The organism is Aeromonas sp. FDAARGOS 1405, assembly GCF_019048265.1.
Classification (GTDB): Bacteria; Pseudomonadota; Gammaproteobacteria; order Enterobacterales; family Aeromonadaceae; genus Aeromonas; species Aeromonas veronii_A.
In genome coordinates this window covers 3,844,806-3,868,696 of sequence record NZ_CP077311.1, presented here as the reverse complement: position 1 = coordinate 3,868,696, position 23,891 = coordinate 3,844,806, and the positions used below count along the sequence as shown (strand labels likewise).

The following is a 23,891-nucleotide window of genomic DNA, read 5'->3' as shown; positions in this document are numbered from 1 at the left end:
GGTGTGAGCGTATTTCTACGATTGAGCTGGTTTTTCAAGGAGCAGTGGCCCCGTTATCTGGCTGCCATCTCCCTGCTGCTGATGGTGGCCCTGTTGACCGTTATTCCGCCCAAAGTGGTGGGCTGGGTGGTTGATGGCATCACCAAGGGCGGTCTCGACAATGGTACCCTGATGCGCTATCTGGCGGGGCTGTTTGGTCTGGGTGTGCTGATTTATCTGCTGCGCTACGTCTGGCGGGTGATGCTGTTCGGTGCCTCTTACCGTCTGGCCTATGTGTTGCGCAATCGCCTTTTCAGCCATTTCACCCGGATGAGCCCCGATTTTTATCAGCGCCACCGTACCGGCGATTTGATGGCCCATGCCACCAATGACATTCAGGCTGTGGAGATGACCGCTGGCGAAGGGGTACTGACTCTGGTGGACTCCATCATGGTCGGGGTATTGGTGCTCTCCATCATGTGCAGCCAGTACTCTTGGCAGTTGACGCTGGTCTCCTTGCTGCCGCTGCCGGTGATGGCCTATTTCATGAACCGCTTCGGCACCCAGATCTACACCCAGTTCAAGGCGGCGCAAGGGGCCTTCTCCAGGCTCAACAACAAGACCCTGGAGGCCCTTTCCGGCGTGCGGGTGTTGAAATCCTATGCGGTTGAATCGCTGGAAGATGAAGGCTTTGCCGAGCTGACCAAACAGGCGGGGGAGCGCAATATGGCGGTGGCCCGCATCGATGCCAAGTTCGATCCGGTCATCTATCTCTGTATCGGTTGCTCCTACTTCCTCGCGGTGGCGGGGGGCAGTGTGCTGGTGCTGCGCGATGAGCTGACTCTGGGTGAGCTCACCAGCTTCACCATGTACCTCGGCCAGCTGATCTGGCCGATGTTTGCCATCGCCTGGCTGTTCAACATCATTGAGCGGGGCAGCGCCGCCTACTCCCGTATCGAAAGCCTGCTGGGGGAGCGCAGTGATATCGAAGAGCCCGCCCAGCCGGCCGCGTTTACCTCAGCCTTTCCTTTGCAGATCAAAGGGGTGAGCTATCAACTTGAGCAGCGCACCCTGCTTGCGGATATCGACGTTACCCTCAAGCAAGGGGGGATGCTCGGGGTGGTGGGGCGCACCGGGGCAGGCAAGAGCTCCCTGCTCAAGCTGTTGATGCGCCTTGCCAATCCGACTCACGGTTCGATTGTCATGGGTGGCGTTCCGATTGACCAGCTGCCGCTCGCCACACTGCGCAGCCAGTTTGCCTATGTGCCGCAGGAGCCATTCCTGTTTTCCACCACCATCGCCGCCAATATCGCCCTCGGCAAACCCGATGCGAGCCGCGAGGAGGTCGAACGGGTGGCGCGCATTGCCTGTGTCCACGATGATATCGTGCGTTTCCCCAAGGGCTATGAGACCGAGGTGGGGGAGAAAGGGGTGACCCTCTCCGGCGGCCAGAAACAGCGGCTGGCCATTGCCCGCGCCCTGCTGCTGGATGCACCCATTCTGGTGCTCGATGATGCGCTCTCGGCGGTGGATGCCCACACCGAGCAGCAAATTCTGCATTCCCTCAAGGCCCATCGTCGCACCCTGATCCTGGTCAGCCATCGCATGACGGCGGTGGAGCAGGCCGACGAGATCCTGGTGCTGGAGCAGGGGGCCGTCAGCGAGCGGGGTCATCACGGTGCCCTGATGGCGCACAATGGTTGGTATGCAGATATGGTGCGTTATCAGCGACTCGAAGAAGCGGTGGAGGAGAGCCTGTGAATCCGACAATTAAACGACTGCTCGCTTACTGCGCCCAGTATCCTCGCTGGCTGATCCAGGCGGGGATCTGTTTGCTGCTCGCCACCGGCGCCGAAGTGGCCGGGCCGCTGCTGATCAAGCTCTTTATCGATGATTATCTGGCGCCTCGCAATATCGTGCTGCCCACCATTGCCCTGATTGCGGCGGGCTATCTGGGTTTGCAGGTGCTCTCGGCGGCGGGCTTCTATTTGCAATCCCTGCGCTTTAACCGCATCGCCCAGGCGGTGGTGCAAACCCTGCGCGAGCAGGTATTTGCCACCGCGATCCGGTTGCCGGCCCGCTACTTTGACAAGCATCGCTCTGGCTCGCTGATTTCCCGCATCACCAACGACACCGAGGCGATCATGAACCTCTATGTGCAGGTGATCGGCTTGCTGGTGCAAAAGGTGGTGCTGCTGTGCGGCATCCTCATCTCCATGGCGCTGCTGGATCTGCGGCTGATGCTGGTCTGCTCCCTGTTGCTGCCCGCCGTGGGCGGGGTGATGTGGCTCTACCAGAAACTGAGTGTGCCGGTGGTGCGAGCGACTCGCAGCCTGCTCTCCGACATCAACAGCCGCCTCAACGAGTCGCTGCAGGGGATGCCGGTCATTCAGGCGATGGTGCAGGAGCGCCACTTTGCCAACGCCTTTGCCGAGGTGAACCAGCAGCACTGGTCGGCACGGATCAAGAGCCTCAAGATCAACGGCATTTTGCTGCGTCCACTCATCGATCTCTTCTACATGATGGTGCTGATCGGCCTGTTGGCGCTGTTCTCCCATGAGGGGGTGAGCCACGCCGGTGCCATTCAGGTGGGGGTGCTCTACGCCTTTATCAGCTATCTGGGGCGGATGATCGAGCCGCTCATCGAGATGACCAACCAGCTTAACCAGCTGCAGCAGGCGATGGTGGCGGGGGAGCGTGTCTTTGCCCTGCTCGATGAAACCCGCGAGAGCACCGATGGCGAGATGATCCCGCTGGAAGGGCGGGTCAGTTTCGATCGGGTGAGCTTCTCCTACGATGGTGAGCAGCAGGTGCTGCGCGAGGTCAGTTTTGCCGCAAAACCGGGCCAGATGCTGGCGCTGGTGGGCCATACCGGCAGCGGCAAGTCCACCATTATCAGCTTGCTGATGGGCTTCTATCCGCTGGATCAGGGGCAGATCCGCTTCGATGATCACGCACTGGATACCCTGTCGCTGGCGGCGGTGCGCCGCAGCATCGGGCTGGTGCAGCAGGATCCTTTTATCTTCGTCGGCACCCTGGCGGAGAACCTGCGTCTCGGCCGCGCCGGCATAGATGACGCGCGGCTCTGGCAGGCGCTGAGCGAGGTGCAGCTGGCCGAGTTTGTGCACAGCTTGCCACAGGGGATCAACACCCTGATGGAGGAGGGTGGCAAGAACCTCTCCGCCGGTCAGCGGCAACTGCTCTCCTTTGCCCGCGCGCTGGTGGGGGATCCGCGTATCCTCATTCTGGATGAAGCGACGGCCAGCGTGGACTCCCAGACCGAGTTGGCGCTGTCGCAGGCGATCTCTGCTGCCCGTCGTGGCCGCACCACCATCGCCATCGCCCACCGCCTCTCGACCATCGTCGATGCGGACGAGATCCTGCTGCTCTCACGCGGTCAGGTGAATGAGCGGGGTACCCATGGTGAGTTGATGGCCCTCGGCGGTCACTATGCCCAGCTGTTCGAGATGCAGAGTCAGGGGGCCTGGCTGGAAGAGAAGCGCGCCTGATCGGCACATTTGCTGTAACAGCGACATGAACGAAAAGAGGGAACCGATGCGGTTCCCTCTATTTTTTTGCGTTGGGCAAAAGGTCGTAACCGTGATCCCTGTGCTTGTCGAATGGCGTAGATGCAGGCAACATGTTGTTTACATTAACTCATCGGATCAGTTCGCATATGGATTTGCAACGCTTCAAAGCCAATCTGGCGCTCCGGCTGTTTGCCTGGCGCTATATTCCCGTCATCGGGTTTTGTGCCCCGATCATCGAAGAGATGAACGCCAAGGCGCTGCGCATTCGCATTCCCCTTGGATGGCGTACCCGCAACCACCTGGGCAGCATGTATTTTGGCGCGCTGGCAACCGGCGCCGATCTGGTAGGCGGTCTGCTGGTGATGGAGAAGGGGCGGCAGCGGCGCAAGAAGGTGCACTTCGCCTTCAAGGATGTGCAGGGGGAGTTTTTGAAACGACCGGAGGGGGATGTGCAGTTCGACTGCGCAGCGGGGGAGGAGATTGACGCCATGATCGACGAATCGTTGGCAAGCGGTCAGCGCATCAATCGCCCCATCCAGGTGGTGGCCACCTGTCCGTCATTAAACGGGGATGAGGCGATGGCGCGTTTTGTGCTGACCCTGTCGATCAAGGCCAGCTAGCCGGTTGCCGGAGAGTGGCTCCCCGAAACGGGTTTAGCCAATCTCCGGGCTGACGCCCTCTTTCACCACGACCTTCATGCCGTTGAAGTTGACCACCTGTTCGGCCACGATCTTGCAGCGCTTGCGGGTCTCCACCTGACCGTCCACCTCGACCAGCCCTTCGGCGACGAGGGCTTTGGCGGCGCCGCCACAATCGGCCCACCCCTGATGTTTGATAAGGTCACACAAGGCAACGAAGGGGTGACCTTCGAGCAGAAACGTCTCCATGGGAAATCCTCTAGATGGATGAATGCCGGATACAGCAGGGCGACTATTTTAGGCAGTTCGCTCAGGCAAAGAAAGGAAGAGGGGCTAGTCGCTGTGAAAAAGTGGCCGATTGTTCTTGAGGTGGCGCTTTCGCAAGTCCTGATGGAGAGGTGAGAGGGCCACCCGTGACGTATCGTGACGCACCTCGTCCCTGCTGGTGTGCCCACACTCTCCCTTGGCTGTTAGGATCGGGCCACTCTCAATGACCCAAGGAACTTCCCATGACACTCTCCCGCCTGCTGCTGGCATGCAGCGCCCTGACTCTGTGCGGTGTTGCGCAGGCCAGTACTCCGGTGCAGGTCTCGCTGCCCGGGGTCAATTTGCCCGCGTCCCATCAGGTGGAAGGGGCGCGCGCCTCGCTGCTCTACGGTCGGACCGGTCAGGTGAAGGGTATTGATCTGCCGATCTTCGCCCTCTCCGATGTGGATCAGTTGAGCGGCCTGCAGCTCGGGGTATTCCTGGGTGCTGGTCGGGTGCGCCACCAGTTTGGCGGGGTCGCCATCAACGCCATCAACTGGCACGAAGGGCAGGATACCGGCGTCAATCTGGGGCTGGTCAACCTGACCAACAATGTGCAGGGGCTTAACTGGGGGGCGGTCAATATCGCCAAGGGCAATGCGCTGGCCAACGTCGGCTTCGTCAACTATGCCGAGCGTACCACTTTCCAGATTGGCTTTATCAATGCGACCAAGCACCTCGACGGCTTGCAGATCGGGCTGGCCAACTATGCCGCCAACGGCGTGTTCCCCATTCTGCCGCTGGTGAACTTCCAGAAATCGTTCTGACCAAGGCAGTTCGCTTTGCGTTAAAGGCATCTGCTGATTACCCTGTGCCTCTTGCAACTTGTGACAGGCGAACAGAGGTAATTGATGACGGCAGGGCAGATGAGTGCAATCGGGATCGGCTGGGATGTGCGTGGCTGGCAGGGCAGTGCCCAGGCGGTGGCCGTGGTGGGCTGGCAGGCCGAATCCAACCGCCTGCACTGGCTCGGGGTGTCGCCGCTGTTTCGTCTGAGCTCGCGGGTGGCGCCGGATCTGGCCGCGCTGCTGCGTCCCGCCCTGCAAAATGAGTTGACCCTGATGCAGGTAGAAGCCTGCCCGCAACTGGCGCTCGGTATCGATGCGCCGCTCGCTTTTCCCCGCGCCTTGCGGGATCTGCTCAACGGCCAACCACATAGCTGCGCCGTGCCCGAACGGGAGATAGACAACCCCTACGCCTACCGCGACTGCGAGCGCTGGCTGTATCAGCAGTACGGCAAGAAGCCGCTCTCGGCTACCTTCGACCGGCTCGGCAACAACGCCACCCTGGCGCTCTCCATGCTGCCGCGACTCTCGGATCTGCAACTGGTGCCGACCGTTGCCCCGAAGGCCAGTCGTGCCGTGCTGGAGGTCTATCCGGCATTGACCAAAGTGGGCGGCAAGGCATCCCCTGCCAGACCCGAGCTGGCGGCGCTGCTGCCTGCCGATGTGGTGCCGGATACGGATCGCTACGATGCGGCGCTCTGCGCCCTGATGGCGCTGCAATATGCCGCTGGTGGCAAGGTTACGGTATTGCCTGAGCTGATTTCGCCACCCAGTGACATGCCGTGTGATGAGGGATGGGTCTATCACTTTGCCCATGGCGTTGAGCACAACGGCATGTGACGACGGGGACGCGGCACATCATGGCGCCGCTCATCCTGTCGATGCGGGCCAAATGGCGCAAAAAACCTGTCTTTAGTCAGGAAATTGCCTGTTCATCCCGCGCCAAGGTGGCGCATCGTTATCTTCATCCGATATATTGCCCACCTTGCTGATCCTTTGCTGTGGTATTCCCGATGAAATCCGTTCTCTCTATTCAGTCCCACGTGGTCTTTGGTTGTGCCGGCAACAGCGCGGCCGTCTTCCCCATGCGCCGCCTCGGTATGGATGTATGGCCCATCAACACGGTGCAGTTTTCCAACCACACCCAATATGCCCAGGGGTGGCAGGGGATGGCGATGCCTGCGGGTCATATCAGTGCGCTGGTGAAAGGATTGGGCAATATCGAGGTGTTGAGCCAGTGTGACGCCGTGCTGAGCGGTTACCTTGGCTCCGCCGAACAGGGGGACGAGATCCTGACCGTGGTCAACGCCGTCAAGGCGGCCAACCCCGATGCCATCTACTTCTGCGACCCCGTGATGGGGCACCCGGAGAAGGGGTGTATCGTTGCTCCCGGCGTCACCCGTTTCCTGACCGAGCAGGCGCTGCCGGTGGCCGACATGATGGCCCCCAACCTGCTGGAGCTGGAGACCCTCTGTGATACCCATCTGGCTGATCTGGATCAGACCCGCGCGGCTGCCCATCAGCTGCTGGCCCGCGGCGTCAAGCTGGTGCTGGTCAAGCATCTCGGTCGTGCGGCGCAGGACTCCAGCCGCTTCGAGATGCTGCTGGCCACCCCGCAAGGGGATTACCTGATTGCCCGTCCGCTTTATGACTTTGCCCGCCAGCCGGTGGGGGTTGGCGATCTTATCAGCGCCCTGATGCTGGCGAATTTGCTGGCCGGCCACGATGCGGTCAGCGCGTTCGAGCGCACCAACGCCTCGGTGGATGCGGTGCTGCAAGAGACTTGGCGCCAGCAGGCTTACGAGTTGCAGCTGATCGCCGCGCAAGATGCGTTTGATTCGCCGAAGGTGGAGGTGCGAGCGGTGATACTGCCCTGATTGCTGCCATGTCTGAAGCAAAAGAGGTGAGCCATTGGCTCACCTCTTTTGTTTGTATCGCTCCCGGTTATGGGGTCAGCGGATCAACCCCTGTTCAGCCAGCCAGGCAAACAGCAGACGGGAGACGGGGGAGAGCTCATCGAGGTGAGTGCTGTCTAGCCAGCGCAGCTCGGCAATTTCGGCCGAAGCGATGGGGGTGCCGCTCGCTTCGCCGGTGTAGCAGCGCAGGCGCACCTCGACTCCTGCCGGCTTGCCATCGGCCTGGGCGCTGAACTCGCAGGCAAAGCGTAGGGTGTCGTGCAGCAGGGTGACGGCCAGCTCCTCCTCAATCTCGCGGATCAGGGCCGCCTCATCGCTCTCACCCGGTTCCCGTTTGCCGCCGGGGATGTAATAGATGTCCTTGCCGTGGGAGCGGGCGCAGAGCAGTTGCTGATCTTTAAAGGTGAGCCAGGCGAGTTTGTCGATCATCCGTTTTCTCTCCGATGGGGTTGCCGTGATGAGCCGGGCGCACTCAAGCGCACCGCTGTTTTGCATGCAGGCAGCCTAACAAAGATGAAGTTGAGTCCCAAGAAGAAAGAGGGGAGAGGCCGGAAACGCACTGTTTCCAGCGCGGTGACCGCGTAGCTGGAAGAGTGCGCACTAGCTGGTTCGCCACAGCCTTCTCGTCCCTAAAAAAGTAGACTGGCGCACACCACGACAGGGCCGGACTGGGCGAAGGCGGGGCCCTTGTGGTTTAATCTTGCCACTTTAGCGGTAGTGGGCGACGGGCCTGCTACCTTGCGTGGGCAAGATGCAGGTGAGCAAGATGCAGATAGCAGCAGAGAGCAAGTTTATCGGACTCGGGGTAGCGGGCAATTTCGCCGGTCATCTGGAGCAGGCGGGTGAAGCGTCGGATTTCGTGGCGGTTGTGGTGCGCGACACCACGGCGCCCAAGGCGTTGTTCCCCTTCTTCGTGCCCGGTCATCCGGGTCAGCTCGGGGTATTCCCGTTGAGCGACAAGGCTATCTTCCTGCCGGAGGCGGCGGTCAGTGGTGACGAGAAGGTGCAGATCGAGCCGGAAGTGGCCCTCTGGTGCGAGCTGGAGTATGCGGGCAAGCAGGTGGTGGCGATCCATCCCCGCGCCTTTGGCGCCTATAACGACTGCTCTATCCGTCGTCCCAACGCCAAGAAGATCAGCGAGAAGAAGAACTGGGGCGAAGAGAGCAAGGGGCTGGCGGCCAACCTGCTGCCGCTATCCGGTTTTGCCGCCGGCTGCGAGCTCGATGACTATCGCATCGCCTGCTATCTGGAGCGAGACGGTGAGCTGCACGCCTACGGGGTAGACAGCGCCGCCATCGACTACAGCTACTTCCATTGCAAGCTGCTCGACTGGGCCATCGACAAGTTCAACCATCAGCAGGATGAAGGGCCGGCGGAGCACATTCAGGGACTGCTGGCGCAGGCGGGGCATCCTCCCCACGCGCTCATCAGCATCGGTGCCACCCGTTATACCCCGTTTGGCGAGACCCACTTCCTCAAGCCTGGCGACACCTCCTGTGTGGTGGTCTATCCGGGCAGCCGCTACAGCGAAGCGGATATTCGCGAGGCGATCCGTACCCGCAGTTTTGGTGCCGATGTGTCGGTGCTGCTGCAGGCGGTGCATGCGCGCTAATCAGATTGGCCCGCGGGGAGGCCACAGCCATCCTGCTGGCTGCAACAAAGAGTCATTGATGAAGATTGATACTGCTACGCGGGCCGATTATCCGGCCCTGATCGAGTTGTGGGAGGCCTCGGTTCGGGCGACCCACCACTTCCTGCCCGAGGCCGAGATCCTCGCGCTCAAACCGCTTATTCTGGAGCACTACTTCGATGCAGTGACACTGCACTGTGCCCGAATGGAGGAGGGGCGCATTGCCGGTTTTTGCGGGCTATGTGATGGCAAGATAGAGATGCTGTTTGTGGCGCCGGCGGTGCGCGGCAGTGGCGTGAGTCGCCGGTTGGTGGAACATGCCATCAGCCAGTGTGGCGCGACGCTGGTTGACGTCAACGAGCAGAATGAGCAGGCGGTGGGTTTCTACCACAAGATGGAGTTCGTCGTGACGGGCCGCTCGCCGCTGGATGGCCAGGGCAAGCCCTATCCTTTGCTCCATATGGCGTTGCTGCCGCGATAGTCGTTCAAGTGTGATAATGAACGGGGGATGGCCTGCGCCATCCCCCGTTTTTGATCCTGCCGTTACTTGCTGGCGATCTTGCTGACCACCTTGATCAGCTGGTAGCGCAGGGAGGAGGCATCGGCCGGCACATTGGTAAGCTGCTCCTTGCTCACGGTGAGCTGATACTGGTAGCCCGGCTCGAACTGGAAACCCTCGATCTGCTGATAGAAAAGCGTCCAGGGCTGCTGCTCGTCGCTGCGCACCTGCATGCACTGCATCGGCCCGACCCCGACACAATCGACCAGCTGGCTGTTGATATAGAGGGTCTCACCCTGTTGGACCGCGGTGCCCTGACAGGCGGTGAGCAGCAGGGCGGCGCTGGCAAGCAGAGGTTTCATGGGGGACTCCTTCGAATTGAAAGGGGCATTAGAGCGATAAATAAAAAGGCGGTCAATGACCGCCTTTGTAACAAACCATGTTGATTCAGTTCATTAACGCTGATCAAGCGGCGTGAAATCCCGTTGCGGGTGGCCCACGTAGAGCTGGCGCGGGCGGCCAATCTTGCTATCCGGGTCGGAGTGGAACTCGTTCCAGTGAGCAATCCAGCCGATAGTGCGGGAGATGGCGAAGATCACGGTGAACATGTTCATCGGGATACCGATCGCCTTCATGATGATACCGGAGTAGAAGTCCACGTTCGGGTAGAGTTTCTTCTCGATGAAGTAGGGGTCGGAGAGCGCGATGCGCTCCAGCTCCATGGCCACGTCCAGCAGCGGATCCTTGATCTGCAGCTCGGTTAATACCTCGTGACAGGTTTCACGCATCACAGTGGCACGGGGGTCATGGTTCTTGTAGACACGGTGGCCGAAGCCCATCAGACGGAACGGATCGTTCTTGTCCTTGGCCTTGGCGATGTACTCGGGGATGCGATCCACCGAGCCTACCTCCTCCAGCATGCGCAGGCAGGCTTCGTTGGCACCACCATGGGCCGGACCCCACAGGGAGGCGATACCGGCGGCGATACAGGCAAACGGGTTAGCACCGGAGGAGCCAGCCAGACGGACGGTGGAGGTGGAGGCGTTCTGCTCGTGATCAGCGTGCAGGGTGAAGATGCGGTCCATGGCGCGCTCGACCACCGGATTGACCTTGTACTCCTCGGTCGGTACCGCAAACATCATATGCAGGAAGTTGCCTGCATAGGAGAGGGCGTTGCGCGGATGCATGAACGGCTGGCCGATAGAGTACTTGTAACACATGGCCGCCAGGGTCGGCATCTTGGAGATGAGGCGGAAGGCGCAGATCTCGCGGTGCTGTTCGTTGTTGATGTCGAGGGCGTCGTGATAGAAGGCAGAGAGTGCACCCACCACACCACACATGATGGCCATGGGGTGGGAGTCACGACGGAAACCACGGAAGAAGAAGGCAATCTGCTCGTGCACCATGGTATGGCGGGTCACGGTACGCTGGAAATCGGCAAACTGGGCCTTGGTCGGCGCCTCGCCGTAGAGCAGGATATAGCAGACTTCGAGATAGTTGGACTCTTTGGCCAACTGGGCGATGGGGTAACCACGGTGCAGCAAGACACCCTGATCCCCGTCAATGTAGGTGATGGCAGATTTGCAAGAACCGGTCGCCATAAAGCCCGGGTCAAAGGTGAAATACCCTTGCCCACCCAGCTTTCTAACATCGACAACATCAGGTCCAACGGTTCCAGAGAGGATCGGCAGTTCAACCGGATCTTTCCCGGGCAGGTGTAGGGTGGCTATCTTATCAGCCATAGCACGTCTCCTTTGCTCTTTATAATTTGGTTCCAGTCCTACTCTATTACGACTTTTATGACGCTGGCAAAGGTTGTTACCCATACCGAGGTGGCTGGAGCGCCCTATTTGAAACAGAGTTCCCTATCAATGTCAATTTTGCTGGGGCGGCATTAACGGCATTAATGGAATGTTAAATTAAATATGCGATCAAGTTTGCGGTTTTGTGTTTTCTTTGTAGCTGTTTGATTGTCTTCGTTTAAGGGCGTGGATATACTGCGCCACGTGGGTCATGGCTGCTGGTGTTTGAAACGCTTTGGCAAAGCCTGATGTGAAACCAAAAATTCGCGTTTTGGCTTTTTCAGAGTGTTTTGGTAACAAATAGCCAACAATCACCATCCCGTGCCCTCAAGTGTGAGTTAAAACAATAACTAACGTGCTCAATAGAGCTGAGTGGGCAAGCGTGAAAAACAAACAGAGACCGGTCAACCTCGACCTACAAACGATCAGCTTTCCTGTCACTGCCATCGCCTCCATCCTGCACCGTGTTTCAGGGGTCATTACCTTTGTGGCACTGGGCATCTTGCTGTGGATGCTTGGCACTTCACTCGCCTCTCCCGAAGGATTTGAGACAGTGGTGTCCATCATGGACAACTTCCTGGTCAAATTCGTGCTGTGGGGGATCCTGACTGCGCTGGCTTACCACATTGTGGGCGGTTTGCGTCATCTGGTCATGGACATGGGCTATTGGGAAGAGCTGGAATCCGGTAATCAGAGTGCCCGTGTGGCCTTCGTGATCACCGCGATCCTGGCTGTATTAGCGGGAGTGCTTGTATGGTAACCAATTCTGCAACTTTCGGGCGCAGCGGCGTTCACGATTACATCCTGATCCGCGCCACCGCCCTCATCATGACCTGCTATGTCCTCTATCTGGTGAGTTTTGTCGCGTTCAACGACATCACCTACGAGGTGTGGACAGGTTTCTTCGCCAATACCTTCACCAAGGTATTCACCCTGTTGGCCCTGCTCTGCGTACTGATCCATGCCTGGATCGGTCTGTGGCAGGTGTTGACCGACTATATCAAGCCGGTAGGGCTGCGCGGGGCGCTGCAATTTGCCCTGGTCGTGGTGCTGTTTGTCTATCTGATGACGGGTTTCGTCGTGCTGTGGGGTGTGTAAGGTGACTATTCCAACTCGTGAATTTGATGCTGTGGTGATTGGTGCCGGTGGTGCCGGTATGCGCGCCGCGCTGCAGATTGCCCAGTCCGGCAAGAGCTGCGCTCTGTTGTCCAAGGTTTTTCCAACCCGTTCTCACACTGTTTCCGCTCAGGGCGGGATCACGGTTGCGCTGGGCAATGCCCACGACGACAACTGGCAGTGGCACATGTATGACACGGTAAAAGGTTCCGATTACATCGGTGATCAGGAAGCCATTGAATACATGTGCAAAACCGGTCCCGAGGCTATCTATGAGCTGGAGAACATGGGCTTGCCCTTCTCCCGTTTCGATAACGGGTCTGTCTACCAGCGTCCGTTTGGTGGTCAGTCCAAGAATTTCGGTGGCGAGCAGGCTGCTCGTACCGCAGCGGCCGCCGACCGTACCGGTCACGCCCTGCTGCACACCCTCTATCAGCAGAACGTCAAGAACAAGACCACCGTCTTCTCCGAGTGGTATGCGCTGGATCTGGTGAAGAACCAGGATGGCCATGTGGTGGGTTGTACCGCCATCGATATGGAGAGCGGTGAAGTCGTCTACTTCAAGGCCAAGGCCACCGTGCTGGCGACTGGCGGTGCCGGTCGTATCTACCAGTCCACCACCAACGCCCACATCAACACTGGTGACGGCGTCGGCATGGCGCTGCGTGCCGGCGTCGGCGTGCAGGACATGGAGATGTGGCAGTTCCACCCGACCGGCATCGCCGGGGCAGGGGTGCTGGTAACCGAAGGCTGCCGTGGTGAAGGCGGCTATCTGCTCAATAAAGATGGCGAGCGCTTCATGGAGCGTTACGCCCCGAACGCCAAGGACTTGGCCGGCCGCGACGTGGTGGCCCGCTCCATCATGATCGAGATCCGTGAAGGCCGTGGCTGCGACGGTCCCTGGGGCCCGCACATCAAGCTCAAGCTGGATCACCTCGGCAAAGAGGTGCTGGAATCCCGTCTGCCGGGGATCTGCGAGCTCTCTCGCACCTTCGCCCACGTGGATCCGGTCAAAGAGCCGATCCCGATCATCCCGACCTGCCACTACATGATGGGTGGCGTGCCGACCAACGTGAATGGCCAGTGCCTGACCCAGGACAAGAACGGCAACGATGTGCCGGTGGTCGGTCTGTTTGCGGTGGGCGAGATTGCCTGCGTCTCGGTGCACGGCGCTAACCGTCTGGGTGGCAACTCCCTGCTGGATCTGGTGGTGTTCGGCCGCGCGGCCGGCATGCATCTGGTCAACACTCTGGGCGAGATGGAACATGGTCGCGATGCCTCTGAGTCGGATCTGGATGCCGCACTGGCCCGCTTCAACCGCTGGGAAAATTGCCGTGACGGGGAAGACCCGGTGCAGATCCGCAAAGACCTGCAGCGCTGCATGCAGAACAACTTCTCCGTGTTCCGCGAAGGGGCTGCGATGGCAGAGGGGCTGGCCGAGCTCAAGGTTATCCGCGAGCGCCTCAAGTCAGCCCGTCTGGATGACACCTCCAAAGAGTTCAACACCCAGCGCATCGAGTGCCTGGAGCTGGACAACCTGATGGAGACGGCGTTTGCCACGGCGGTTGCCGCCAACTTCCGTACCGAGAGTCGCGGTGCTCACTGCCGCTTCGACTTCCCGGATCGCGACGATGAGAACTGGCTGTGCCACAGCCTCTATCATCCGGACACCGAGTCCATGACCCGTCGTGCTGTCAACATGTCACCCAAGACCCGTGAGGCGTTCCCGCCCAAGGTTCGGACTTACTGATTGCGGAGCCAGCCCTATGAACGTCACATTCTCTGTCTACAGATACAATCCGGATGTTGATAACGTCCCCCATATGAAGGATTATCATCTTGATATTCCTGAAGGTTCCGACATGATGGTGCTCGATGCACTGATCCAGTTGAAAGAGCTGGATCCCACGCTTGCCTTCCGCCGCTCCTGCCGCGAAGGGGTTTGTGGATCTGACGGTCTCAACATGAATGGCAAGAACGGTCTTGCCTGCATCACCCCGCTCTCCGATTTGCTGAAGAAGGGCAACAAGGTCGTTATCCGCCCCTTGCCCGGCCTGCCGGTGATCCGTGATCTGGTGATCGACATGACCCAGTTCTACGCCCAGTGGGAGAAGGTCAAACCCTTCCTCATCAATGAAGACAAGTTGCCGCCGGTGCGTGAGCACCTGCAATCCCCCGAAGAGCGTGCCAAGCTGGATGGCCTGTACGAGTGTATTCTTTGTGCCTGCTGCTCCACCTCTTGCCCCTCCTTCTGGTGGAACCCCGACAAGTTCATCGGTCCGGCCGGGCTGCTTGCCGCCTACCGCTGGCTGGCTGACAGCCGCGACACCGCGACCACCGAACGGCTGGGTAATCTGGACGACGCCTTCAGCGTGTTCCGCTGCCACGGCATCATGAACTGCGTGAACGTCTGTCCGAAAGGCTTGAACCCGACCAAGGCGATTGGCCAGATCAAGTCGATGTTGCTCAATCGGGCTGTTTAGTATTTGGGCCGGCCCTGTGCTGGCCCGACTTCCGGATAGCCATCCCACCCGTGGCAGGATGGCTGTTTGAACCCTACAAGCTGCGTAGCAGTAACAAGAAGTACAAGGGATAGAAATGCATAACGGCGTGATGAAGGCCTGGTTGGAGTCATCTCACCTGGCTGGTGCGAATGCAAGCTATATCGAGGATTTGTACGAATCCTTCCTGGAAAATCCTGACTCCGTGTCCGACGAGTGGCGCAGCCTGTTTAGCGAGCTGCCCCAGGTCAATGGCCATGCGGTTGAACAACCCCACTCCCAGGTCCGCGATTATTTCCGTCGTCTGGCCAAGGATCCCTCTCGCTACAGTGCCCCCGTCTCCGATCCGCAAGTGGATGCCAAGCAGGTGCGGGTATTGCAGCTGATCAACGCCTTCCGTTTCCGTGGTCACCAGAATGCCAATCTGGACCCGCTGGGCCTGTGGCAGCGTGAAACCGTTGCCGAACTGGATCCTGCGTTCCACAACCTGCAGGGCGCAGATATGGAGGCCACCTTCAATGTGGGCTCCTACGCCATCGGTCGCGAGACCATGGTGCTCTCCGACCTCTACGCCTCGCTGAAGAAGACCTATTGCGGCTCCATCGGCGCCGATTACATGCACCTTACCTCCACGGAAGAGAAGCGCTGGCTGCAACAGCGTCTCGAATCCATAGAAGGGAAGGGGAGCTACACCCTCGAAGAGAAGACCCGTTTCCTCGAGAGCCTGACCGCCGCCGAAGGGCTGGAGAAATATCTGGGCGCCAAGTTCCCGGGAGCCAAGCGCTTCTCGCTGGAAGGTGGCGACGCCATGATCCCCATGCTCAAGGAGCTGATCCGTCGCGCCGGTGAGCAGGGCTGCAAAGAGGCCGTTATCGGTATGGCACACCGCGGTCGTCTCAACGTGCTGATCAACGTGCTCGGTAAACGTGCGCAGGACCTGTTCGACGAGTTTGCCGGCAAGCATGGCGAATCCTGGGGCACCGGTGATGTGAAGTACCATATGGGCTTCTCCTCCGACTTCGCGACCCCGGGTGGCAACGTCCATCTGGCGCTGGCGTTCAACCCCTCTCACCTCGAAATCGTCAACCCTGTGGTCATCGGCTCTGTCCGTGCCCGGATGGATCGTCGCGGTGACAAGGATGGCTCCAGCGTGTTGCCCATCACCATTCACGGTGACTCGGCCATGGCCGGTCAGGGCGTGGTGGCCGAGACTTTCAACATGTCCCAGACCCGCGCCTATGGTGTCGGCGGGACGGTGCGCATCGTCATCAACAACCAGGTTGGTTTCACCACCTCCTATATCCGTGACCTGCGCTCCACCGAATATTGCACCGACATCGCCAAGGCGGTGCAGGCGCCGGTGCTGCACGTCAACGGGGATGATCCGGAAGCCGTGGTGCTGGTGACCCAGATTGCACTGGATTACCGCAACACCTTCAAACGCGACGTGGTGATCGAGCTGGTCTGCTACCGTCGTCACGGTCACAACGAAGCGGACGAGCCGAGCGCCACCCAGCCGCTGATGTACCAGAAGATCAAGCAGCACCCGACCCCGCGCAAGATCTACGCCGATCAGCTGGTGGCCGAGGGGAGCCTCGCTCAGGAGCGGGCGACCGAACTGGTCAACGAGTATCGCGAAGCGCTGGATCGCGGTGAGCGGGTGAGCAAGGAGTGGCGGCCGATGGAGCTGCACTCCGTCGACTGGACCCCTTATCTGGGCCACGACTGGAACATGGCCTATGAGAGTGCCGTGCCGATGGATCACCTCAAGAGCCTCGGCGAGAGGGTGAGCCAGTATCCGGCGACCCACGTGCTGCAGCGTCAGGTCGAGAAGATTTACGAAGACCGCCGTCTGATGGCCGCTGGCGAGAAGCTGGTGGATTGGGGCTTTGCCGAGACCCTGGCCTACGCCACCCTGGTGGACAAGGGGTCCCGTATCCGCTTTACCGGTGAAGACTCCGGCCGTGGCACCTTCTTCCACCGCCACGCCGTGCTGCACAGCCAGACCGATGCCAGCACCTACACCCCGCTGTGCAACCTGCACGACGAGCAGGGTCCGTTCGAGGTGTATGACTCTGTGCTGACCGAGAACGCGGTACTGGCCTTTGAATATGGCTACGCCAGCGCCGAGCCGGCTGGCCTCACCATCTGGGAAGCCCAGTTCGGCGACTTCGCCAACTGTGCCCAGGTGGTTGTGGATCAGTTCCTCTCCTCTGGCGAGCAGAAGTGGGGCCGGATGTGCGGCCTGACCATGCTGCTGCCGCACGGTTACGAAGGGCAGGGGCCGGAACACTCCTCCGCCCGTCTGGAGCGTTATCTGCAGATGTGTGCCCAGCACAACATGCAGGTGTGCGTGCCCTCTACCCCGGCACAGGTATTCCACATGCTGCGTCGTCAGGTAGTGCGCCCGATGCGCCGTCCGCTGATCGTCATGACGCCCAAATCTCTGCTGCGCCATCCGCTGGCGGTGAGCAAGCTTGATGAGCTGGCGGAAGGTACCTTCCAGAACGCCATCGGCGAGATTGATGCGCTGGATCCGAAAGCAGTCAAGCGTGTGGTGTTCTGCTCCGGCAAGGTCTACTACGACCTGCTCGATGCCCGTCGCAAGGCCGAGCAGCAAGATGTGGCACTGGTGCGGATCGAGCAGCTCTACCCCTTCCCGGAAGAGGAAGTGCGCGCCATTCTGGCCGATTACAGCCATGTCACCGACTTTGTCTGGTGCCAGGAAGAGCCGCAGAACCAGGGCGCCTGGTACTGCACCCGTCACAACTACGATGACGTGCTGCCGACCGGAGCCACCCTGCGTTATGCCGGTCGTCCGGCGTCCGCCTCACCGGCGGTTGGTTACATGTCCGTCCACGCCAAGCAGCAGAAAGCCTTGGTGGAAGATGCCCTTACTCTGGCCTAAGCCCTGAACAAGAAGTAACAAGGAACTGATTAGATGACTATCGAGATCAAGGTACCGGACCTGCCGGAATCAGTGGCGGATGCCACCATTGCCACCTGGCACAAGAAGCCGGGTGATATGGTTGCCCGTGACGAAGTGCTGGTCGACATCGAGACCGACAAGGTGGTGCTGGAAGTGCCGGCACCGCAAGCCGGTGTGCTGGGGGATATTCTGCAAGGGGAAGGGGCGACCGTGTTGTCCCGTCAACTGATTGCCATCCTCACCGCAGCCCCGGTGGCCGGTGAAGAGACCAAAGAGAAACCCGTTGAAGCGGTGGCCGATGATGGTGCCGATGGCTTGAGCCCCTCGGTGCGCCGCCTGATTGGCGAGCACGACATCGAAGTGACCAAGCTGACCGGTACCGGCAAGGGTGGTCGCATCACCAAGGATGATGTGGAAGCCTTCATTAAGGTCAAGAGCCAGCCTGCGGCAGCCGCGCCGGTCGCCGCTGCCGTTCCGGCAGCCAAGGTTGCACCGCTGGGTGGTCGCACCGACAAGCGGGTACCGATGACCCGTCTGCGCAAGCGCATTGCCGAGCGTCTGCTGGAAGCGAAAAATACCACCGCCATGCTGACCACCTTCAACGAAGTCAACATGAAGCCCATCATGGATCTGCGCAAGCAGTACGGCGAGATCTTCGAGAAGAAGCACGGCATCAAGCTCGGCTTCATGTCCTTCTACGTGAAGGCGGTAGTGGAGTCCCTCAAGCGCTATCCGGAAGTGAACGCCGGGCTGGATGGTGACGACATCGTCTACCACAACTACTTCGACGTCAGCATCGCCGTCTCCACCCCCCGTGGTCTGGTGACCCCGGTACTGCGCGATTGCGACAACATGAGCCTGGCCGACATCGAGAAGGCCATCAAGGATCTGGCGGGCAAGGGCCGCGACGGCAAACTGACCGTTGATGAGCTGACTGGCGGCAACTTCACCATCACCAACGGTGGTGTGTTCGGCTCCCTGATGTCCACCCCGATCATCAACCCGCCCCAGAGCGCCATTCTGGGCATGCACAAGATCCAGGATCGCCCGATGGCCGTTGACGGCAAGGTCGAGATCCTGCCGATGATGTACCTGGCCCTCTCCTACGATCACCGTCTCATCGACGGGCGCGAATCGGTAGGCTTCCTGGTCTCCGTCAAGGAGCTGCTGGAAGATCCGACCCGCCTGCTGCTGGACGTCTGAGCAACCAACTGAAAGATAACGAGGGGCCCCCGAGGCCCCCACTCACAGGGGATTGAGAAACACGAGCCCCGGACGGAAATACCTACAACACGGATAGAGCATCTATGAATCTGCATGAATATCAGGCAAAACAGCTGTTTGCCGAGTATGGCCTGCCGGTCTCCGAAGGTTATGCCTGTGCTACCCCGCAGGAAGCGGCCGAAGCGGCCGACAAGATTGGCGGCAATACCTGGGTCGTCAAATGCCAGGTACACGCCGGTGGCCGCGGCAAGGCGGGCGGCGTGAAAGTGGCCAAGAGCAAGGATGAGATCCGTGCCTTTGCCCAGAACTGGCTGGGCAAGAATCTGGTGACCTACCAGACTGACGCCAACGGCCAGCCGGTCACCAAGATCCTGGTTGAATCCTGCACCGACATCGCCAAAGAGCTCTACCTGGGCGCCGTGGTTGACCGTGGCTCCCGTCGCGTGGTCTTCATGGCCTCGACCGAAGGTGGCGTGGACATCGAGAAGATCGCCCACGAAACCCCTCATCTGATCCACAAGGCCACCCTGGACCCGCTGGTTGGCCCGCAGCCCTATCAGGCCCGCGAGCTGGCCTTCAAACTGGGTCTGGTCGGCGATCAGATCAAACAGTTCACCAAGATCTTCATGGGTCTGGGTCAGATGTTCCTCGACTGCGACTTCGCGCTGCTGGAGATCAACCCGCTGGTGATCACCGCGCAGGGCAACCTGCACTGCCTGGATGGCAAGATCAACATCGACGCCAACGCCCTCTATCGCCAGCCCAAGCTGCGCGAGATGCACGACCCGTCGCAGGATGACCCCCGCGAAGCGCACGCCGCCCAGTGGGAGCTCAACTATGTGGCCCTCGATGGCAACATCGGCTGCATGGTCAACGGCGCAGGTCTGGCCATGGGCACCATGGACATCGTCAATCTGCACGGCGGCAAGCCGGCCAACTTCCTTGACGTCGGCGGCGGCGCCACCAAGGAGCGCGTAACCGAGGCGTTCAAGATCATCCTCTCCGACAGCAACGTCAAGGCGGTGCTGGTCAATATCTTCGGCGGCATCGTTCGCTGCGACATGATCGCGGAAGGCATTATCGGTGCGGTCAGGGAAGTGGGGGTCAAGGTGCCCGTCGTGGTCCGTCTGGAAGGCAACAACGCCGAGCTGGGTGGTATCAAGCTGGCCGAGAGCGGCCTCAACATCATTGCGGCCAAGAGTCTGACCGATGCCGCGCAGCAAGTCGTCAAAGCAGCGGAGGCCAACTGATGAGCGTACTGATCAACAAGGACACCCGAGTCATCTGCCAGGGCTTTACCGGCGGTCAGGGTACTTTCCACTCCGAGCAGGCGCTCTCCTACGGCACCCAGCTGGTGGGCGGCGTCTCCCCGGGCAAGGGCGGCACCACCCATCTGGGCCTGCCGGTGTTCAACACCGTCCGTGACGCGGTCGAAGCGACCGGTGCTACCGCCTCCGTCATCTATGTTCCGGCACCGTTTTGCAAGGACGCGATCCTGGAAGCGATCGACGCAGGCATCAAGCTGATTGTCACCATCACCGAAGGCATCCCGACGCTGGATATGCTGGACGTCAAAGTGAAGCTGCAAGAGACCGGCGTGCGGATGATCGGCCCCAACTGCCCGGGCGTGATCACCCCGGGTGAGTGCAAGATTGGCATCATGCCGGGCCACATTCACAAGCCGGGCAAGGTGGGCATCGTCTCCCGCTCCGGCACCCTGACCTACGAAGCGGTCAAGCAGACCACTGACGAAGGCTTTGGCCAGTCCACCTGCGTCGGTATCGGTGGCGACCCCATCCCGGGCTCCAACTTTATCGACATTCTGGAGATGTTCCAGAACGACCCGCAGACCGAAGCGATCGTGATGATCGGCGAGATCGGCGGCAACGCCGAGGAAGACGCGGCCGCCTATATCAAGGCCCACGTCACCAAGCCGGTGGTCTCCTATATCGCCGGTGTTACCGCACCTCCCGGCAAGCGGATGGGCCACGCTGGCGCCATCATCTCCGGTGGCAAGGGTACCGCCGCCGAGAAGTTTGCCGCGCTGGAAGATGCTGGCGTGAAAACCGTCCGCTCCCTGGCCGATATCGGCAAGGCCCTGCGCGAAGTAACCGGCTGGTAATTCCTTATCGCCCGTTATCTCTAATAAAAAAGCCGCCCAATGGGCGGCTTTTTTATGGGAATTGTCCCGTCCTGAATATGGTTTACACCTTTCCTCCCAATAAATGGAGAACCGGATGGGGCAAGGTGTGAAACGGACACAGCGCGATTACTCGCTGACTTTTAAACTGGCGCTGGTCGAGCAGATTGAAAAAGGCGAGCTCACCTACAAACAGGCTCAGGTGCGTTATGGCATTCAGGGCCGCTCCACCGTTCTGGTATGGTTGCGTAAACATGGTCGGCAAGATTGGAGCCAGGGGGCTTCTGTTCGTGCCGGCAGGAGCATCACCATGCCAGACCCCGACAACCAGACGCCCGAGCAGCGTATCAAGGAACTCGAGCAACAGCTGGCGCTGATGAGTCAGAAAGCCCAGTTCTTTGAGGCCGTCGTCGATGTACTGAAGAATGACTACGGCGTCTCTATCGTAAAAAAGCGACCCGGCAAGTCCTCTCGCAGCGGCAAGTCGAGAGGCTGACCATTGTCAGGGCTTGCCTGTTTCTGGGGATAAGCCGGCAGGCTTACTACAAGCGCAATCGGGTCGCCGACGAGCGCCATGCACAGGGCTTGCAGGTGGTGCGCTTCGTGCGTCAGGTTCGACTGCGACAACCTCGGGTGGGCACTCGCAAGCTGCATTATCTGCTGCAGGGTCAGGATGATGGCGGGCTCAAGGTCGGGCGGGACAGGCTGTTTCGGATATTGGCCGAGCACCGCCTGCTGGTGCAGCTTAAGCGGGCGTATCACAAGACCACCCACAGTTTTCACCGTTTCTACCGTCATCCCAACTTGCTCAAAGCGGGACCAGAGCAGGTTACGCCGGTGGCCCCGGAGCAGGTCTGGGTCGCTGATATCACCTATCTGCCAGCCAGGAGCGGGCCGCTGTACCTGAGCCTGGTGACGGATGCCTACTCACGCAAGATAGTGGGCCATCACGTGCACGAAGGGATGCACGCGGAGTCGGTGGCGATGGCGTTCAAGAAAGCGCTGAAGCAACGGTGTGGCAGCGGGGAGCTAATCCATCACTCAGACCGTGGCGTGCAGTATTGCTCGGGACTGTATCAGTCATTACATGAACGGTACGGGGTGAAATGCTCGATGACGGATGGGTATGACTGTTATCAGAATGCGTTGGCGGAGCGGGTGAACGGGATTTTGAAAGGAGAGTTATTGTTGCAAAGCCCGCAGGATTTGGCGCAAGCGCGGGAGATGGTGCGTGAAGCAGTAGATATTTACAACGCGGAGCGGCCGCATCATGCGTTGAAATACAGAACCCCCGATGCGGTACATAGGGGGTTCTGAGTAGAGAAATGCTAGTTGAAAATGTGTAAACCTATTTCAGGACTAGACAAATAGTTTGAAAAATTTTCCCATTTCTTCGTTTTTTAACGTACATTTCGGAAAATGGTTTTTGGGTGAAATAGTTCCAGTATTGATTTTAAGATGTAATGTGATGAGAGGTTTTTATGAACCCTGAGTTGAAAAACATATCAGAACATATATTGGCTATGGGGATTGGAGTCTTATCCCAAGCACAAAAGAATGTTTTTTATACAAGCTATGGTTATGATTCTCGATTGGATGAGGGAGTGTATGGAGTGCTTCAAGCTGCGCATGCAGCTGAGTTGATAATTAAAGCAGCTATTGCAGAACAGCATCCTTTACTTATTTTTTCTAGCTTGCCTAAATCAACTAAAGAAGAAGATGGATTTCTGTCATTAAATGATCTATTTGAAAGTGGGAAAACAATACAATATGTTGATTTGCCAGAAAGATTATGGGCTGCAACAGGTTACAAAATTGAGGCTATAGATTTATTTAATAGGTTTGGTAAGTTAAGAAACTGTATTCAGCATTTTGCAACGCCGGATAGAGATCTACGAACGGAAACAACGTATTTTATTTATAATGTTATAGATCCAATACTAGAGTATTTTTGGAGTAAGTATGCCATTGAGTATGTAGATCTTGATGGTTATGAAGATGACATATTTGAAATTATTAATGGCCGAGGTCTAAAGGTTAGATGCCCAGAGCACATGCAAAAATATGACACATTATAATTATAACAGCTTGATTTAATTTTTGTTTTTGTGTGAGGCTAGCGATGGGGAGTCCACATTTAAGTTCTAATTAATAGAGTTTAAATTATATTAAACTTACCATTTTTAATTAGAATGCCGCCCATAGGGTGGCACTCTTGGTGGAGAAGTTGTCGGATTGGCCATACCGTAAAGTGATTTTTTGATTAATCATGCTTATTGTACTGCTCATCACTGGTGGGTTGGTCTTGAGTTGGCAAATTAACAACATACATTGGCAATGGTCGTCCTTTATTTACAAGTTGATCTAGCCCGTCAAGTATAGCTAATTGCGTATTTTCAATATTACCATGGGCTATAGGTCGATAGCAGTCCCTTTGCAGTTGAACTTTATCATAGTCATAGTTCAGTGATTGTGTTATTGCATATAGCATGTTTGTAAATAATTCATCTCCTTTCTTAATCCACTGGTCGAGTGATTCGTAATCATCTTTATGGTTGAGATGATTATTATAAATTTTCCAAGCATGAGTAACAGCTTGCTCAGTTTTAGTCTGGTAACGAGTTTTAATGAATGGTAGTAAACGACCATAAAACTCAATATCAATCATATTTAATGCTTGAACATGATCTCTATTTAAACGCTCTGCCCTAGTAGACATGAGAGTTTTAAATAAGGCCATTCTACGATTACGTTTATCCTGTATTCGCTCGATATATTTCTGAGCCTGAACTGCTAGTATTGGACCTAAAATTACGGCAACAGTCATTATTATATCTTTCAATGGCATTTCAAAACTCTCAATCATATTTAAAATCTCCGAATTTGGTGTGGATAT

General features: G+C 58.3%; 24 protein-coding genes. 18 read left to right on the top strand and 6 right to left on the bottom strand.

Translation table 11 applies throughout. The features are described from left to right. The first annotated feature begins 3 nt into the window (after positions 1–3). From I6L35_RS17730 to I6L35_RS17720, 3 genes are all read left to right on the top strand, one after another. A complete protein-coding gene (locus I6L35_RS17730) occupies positions 4–1,740 on the top strand; it encodes an ABC transporter transmembrane domain-containing protein (RefSeq protein WP_216978911.1) in 1,737 nt (578 codons plus the stop codon). Beyond that, positions 1,737–3,488, top strand: a complete 1,752-nt coding sequence (locus I6L35_RS17725) for an ABC transporter transmembrane domain-containing protein (protein ID WP_216978910.1) — start codon at positions 1,737–1,739, stop codon at positions 3,486–3,488. Before I6L35_RS17730 ends, I6L35_RS17725 begins: the two co-directional genes overlap by 4 nt. A 167-nt stretch (positions 3,489–3,655) precedes the next feature. Then, complete coding sequence (locus I6L35_RS17720; protein ID WP_019446113.1) at positions 3,656–4,129, top strand: DUF4442 domain-containing protein; 474 nt, start codon at positions 3,656–3,658, stop codon at positions 4,127–4,129. Between the two features lie 33 nt (positions 4,130–4,162). Here the strand turns inward: I6L35_RS17720 and ybcJ are convergent, their stop codons facing one another. Next, positions 4,163–4,396: a ribosome-associated protein YbcJ gene (gene ybcJ, locus I6L35_RS17715; RefSeq protein WP_005361116.1), complete on the bottom strand. Its 234-nt coding sequence runs from the start codon at positions 4,394–4,396 to the stop codon at positions 4,163–4,165. Positions 4,397–4,656: 260 nt separating this feature from the next. Here ybcJ and I6L35_RS17710 point away from each other — a divergent pair, with 260 nt between their 5' ends. From I6L35_RS17710 to pdxY, 3 genes are all read left to right on the top strand, one after another. Next, a complete protein-coding gene (locus I6L35_RS17710; RefSeq protein ID WP_100645709.1) occupies positions 4,657–5,220 on the top strand; it encodes a phaC PHA synthase in 564 nt (187 codons plus the stop codon). Between the two features lie 84 nt (positions 5,221–5,304). Beyond that, complete coding sequence (locus tag I6L35_RS17705; protein WP_216978909.1) at positions 5,305–6,078, top strand: DUF429 domain-containing protein; 774 nt, start codon at positions 5,305–5,307, stop codon at positions 6,076–6,078. A gap of 173 nt (positions 6,079–6,251) precedes the next feature. Continuing rightward, positions 6,252–7,115, top strand: coding sequence for a pyridoxal kinase PdxY (gene pdxY / locus I6L35_RS17700; RefSeq protein ID WP_216953460.1), 864 nt, complete (start codon positions 6,252–6,254; stop codon positions 7,113–7,115). 75 nt (positions 7,116–7,190) lie between these two features. Here the strand turns inward: pdxY and I6L35_RS17695 are convergent, their stop codons facing one another. Then, on the bottom strand, positions 7,191–7,583 hold the full coding sequence (locus I6L35_RS17695; protein WP_216978908.1) for an NUDIX domain-containing protein: 393 nt from the start codon (positions 7,581–7,583) through the stop codon (positions 7,191–7,193). A 337-nt stretch (positions 7,584–7,920) separates the two neighbouring features. On the opposite strand from I6L35_RS17695, the gene I6L35_RS17690 reads away from it, so the two are divergent. Together I6L35_RS17690 and I6L35_RS17685 are read left to right on the top strand one after the other, a co-directional pair. After that, the gene (locus tag I6L35_RS17690) at positions 7,921–8,766 is read left to right on the top strand and encodes a DUF5718 family protein (RefSeq protein WP_216978907.1); all 846 of its coding nucleotides are present in this window, start codon (positions 7,921–7,923) and stop codon (positions 8,764–8,766) included. Positions 8,767–8,824: 58 nt separating this feature from the next. Continuing rightward, positions 8,825–9,265, top strand: coding sequence for an acetyltransferase (locus I6L35_RS17685; protein ID WP_216978906.1), 441 nt, complete (start codon positions 8,825–8,827; stop codon positions 9,263–9,265). A 62-nt stretch (positions 9,266–9,327) separates the two neighbouring features. Here I6L35_RS17685 and I6L35_RS17680 read toward each other — a convergent pair whose 3' ends face one another. From I6L35_RS17680 to I6L35_RS17670, 3 genes are all read right to left on the bottom strand, one after another. Continuing rightward, positions 9,328–9,645, bottom strand: coding sequence for a DUF4377 domain-containing protein (locus tag I6L35_RS17680; RefSeq protein WP_216978905.1), 318 nt, complete (start codon positions 9,643–9,645; stop codon positions 9,328–9,330). Positions 9,646–9,738: 93 nt separating this feature from the next. Then, the gene (locus I6L35_RS17675) at positions 9,739–11,025 is read right to left on the bottom strand and encodes a citrate synthase (protein WP_005346116.1); all 1,287 of its coding nucleotides are present in this window, start codon (positions 11,023–11,025) and stop codon (positions 9,739–9,741) included. A gap of 189 nt (positions 11,026–11,214) precedes the next feature. Then, positions 11,215–11,403, bottom strand: a complete 189-nt coding sequence (locus I6L35_RS17670; protein WP_005346115.1) for a hypothetical protein — start codon at positions 11,401–11,403, stop codon at positions 11,215–11,217. Between the two features lie 64 nt (positions 11,404–11,467). Between I6L35_RS17670 and sdhC the strand changes: the two genes are divergently transcribed. The 10 genes from sdhC (at position 11,468) to I6L35_RS17620 (ending at position 23,073) form a co-directional block, all read left to right on the top strand. Beyond that, positions 11,468–11,845 (top strand): succinate dehydrogenase cytochrome b556 subunit, encoded by a 378-nt coding sequence (sdhC, locus tag I6L35_RS17665; RefSeq protein ID WP_005346101.1) that lies wholly within the window; start codon positions 11,468–11,470, stop codon positions 11,843–11,845. Then, the gene (sdhD, locus tag I6L35_RS17660; protein ID WP_216953466.1) at positions 11,839–12,183 is read left to right on the top strand and encodes a succinate dehydrogenase, hydrophobic membrane anchor protein; all 345 of its coding nucleotides are present in this window, start codon (positions 11,839–11,841) and stop codon (positions 12,181–12,183) included. The genes sdhC and sdhD overlap by 7 nt, the downstream gene beginning before the upstream one ends. A 1-nt stretch (position 12,184) precedes the next feature. Beyond that, entirely contained in the window at positions 12,185–13,951 is a 1,767-nt protein-coding gene (sdhA, locus tag I6L35_RS17655) for a succinate dehydrogenase flavoprotein subunit (protein WP_013723668.1), read from the top strand. A 16-nt stretch (positions 13,952–13,967) separates the two neighbouring features. After that, on the top strand, positions 13,968–14,684 hold the full coding sequence (locus tag I6L35_RS17650; protein WP_216978904.1) for a succinate dehydrogenase iron-sulfur subunit: 717 nt from the start codon (positions 13,968–13,970) through the stop codon (positions 14,682–14,684). Positions 14,685–14,799: 115 nt separating this feature from the next. After that, the gene (sucA, locus tag I6L35_RS17645) at positions 14,800–17,610 is read left to right on the top strand and encodes a 2-oxoglutarate dehydrogenase E1 component (protein WP_216978903.1); all 2,811 of its coding nucleotides are present in this window, start codon (positions 14,800–14,802) and stop codon (positions 17,608–17,610) included. 33 nt (positions 17,611–17,643) lie between these two features. Next, complete coding sequence (gene odhB / locus I6L35_RS17640; RefSeq protein WP_216978902.1) at positions 17,644–18,834, top strand: 2-oxoglutarate dehydrogenase complex dihydrolipoyllysine-residue succinyltransferase; 1,191 nt, start codon at positions 17,644–17,646, stop codon at positions 18,832–18,834. A gap of 104 nt (positions 18,835–18,938) precedes the next feature. Further along, complete coding sequence (gene sucC / locus I6L35_RS17635; RefSeq protein WP_216978901.1) at positions 18,939–20,105, top strand: ADP-forming succinate--CoA ligase subunit beta; 1,167 nt, start codon at positions 18,939–18,941, stop codon at positions 20,103–20,105. Continuing rightward, positions 20,105–20,977, top strand: coding sequence for a succinate--CoA ligase subunit alpha (sucD, locus tag I6L35_RS17630; RefSeq protein WP_005333542.1), 873 nt, complete (start codon positions 20,105–20,107; stop codon positions 20,975–20,977). The genes sucC and sucD overlap by 1 nt, the downstream gene beginning before the upstream one ends. A gap of 115 nt (positions 20,978–21,092) precedes the next feature. Further along, positions 21,093–22,312 (top strand): IS3 family transposase gene (locus I6L35_RS17625; protein ID WP_216978836.1). Its coding sequence is split into 2 segments (ribosomal slippage): positions 21,093–21,441 and positions 21,441–22,312, totalling 1,221 coding nucleotides; the frame shifts between segments, so codons are not numbered across the junction. 164 nt (positions 22,313–22,476) lie between these two features. After that, positions 22,477–23,073, top strand: a complete 597-nt coding sequence (locus I6L35_RS17620) for a hypothetical protein (RefSeq protein WP_216978900.1) — start codon at positions 22,477–22,479, stop codon at positions 23,071–23,073. 185 nt (positions 23,074–23,258) lie between these two features. On the opposite strand, the gene I6L35_RS17615 is transcribed toward I6L35_RS17620, so the two are convergent. Then, positions 23,259–23,861, bottom strand: coding sequence for a DUF6680 family protein (locus tag I6L35_RS17615; RefSeq protein ID WP_216978899.1), 603 nt, complete (start codon positions 23,859–23,861; stop codon positions 23,259–23,261). Positions 23,862–23,891: the final 30 nt, after the last annotated feature.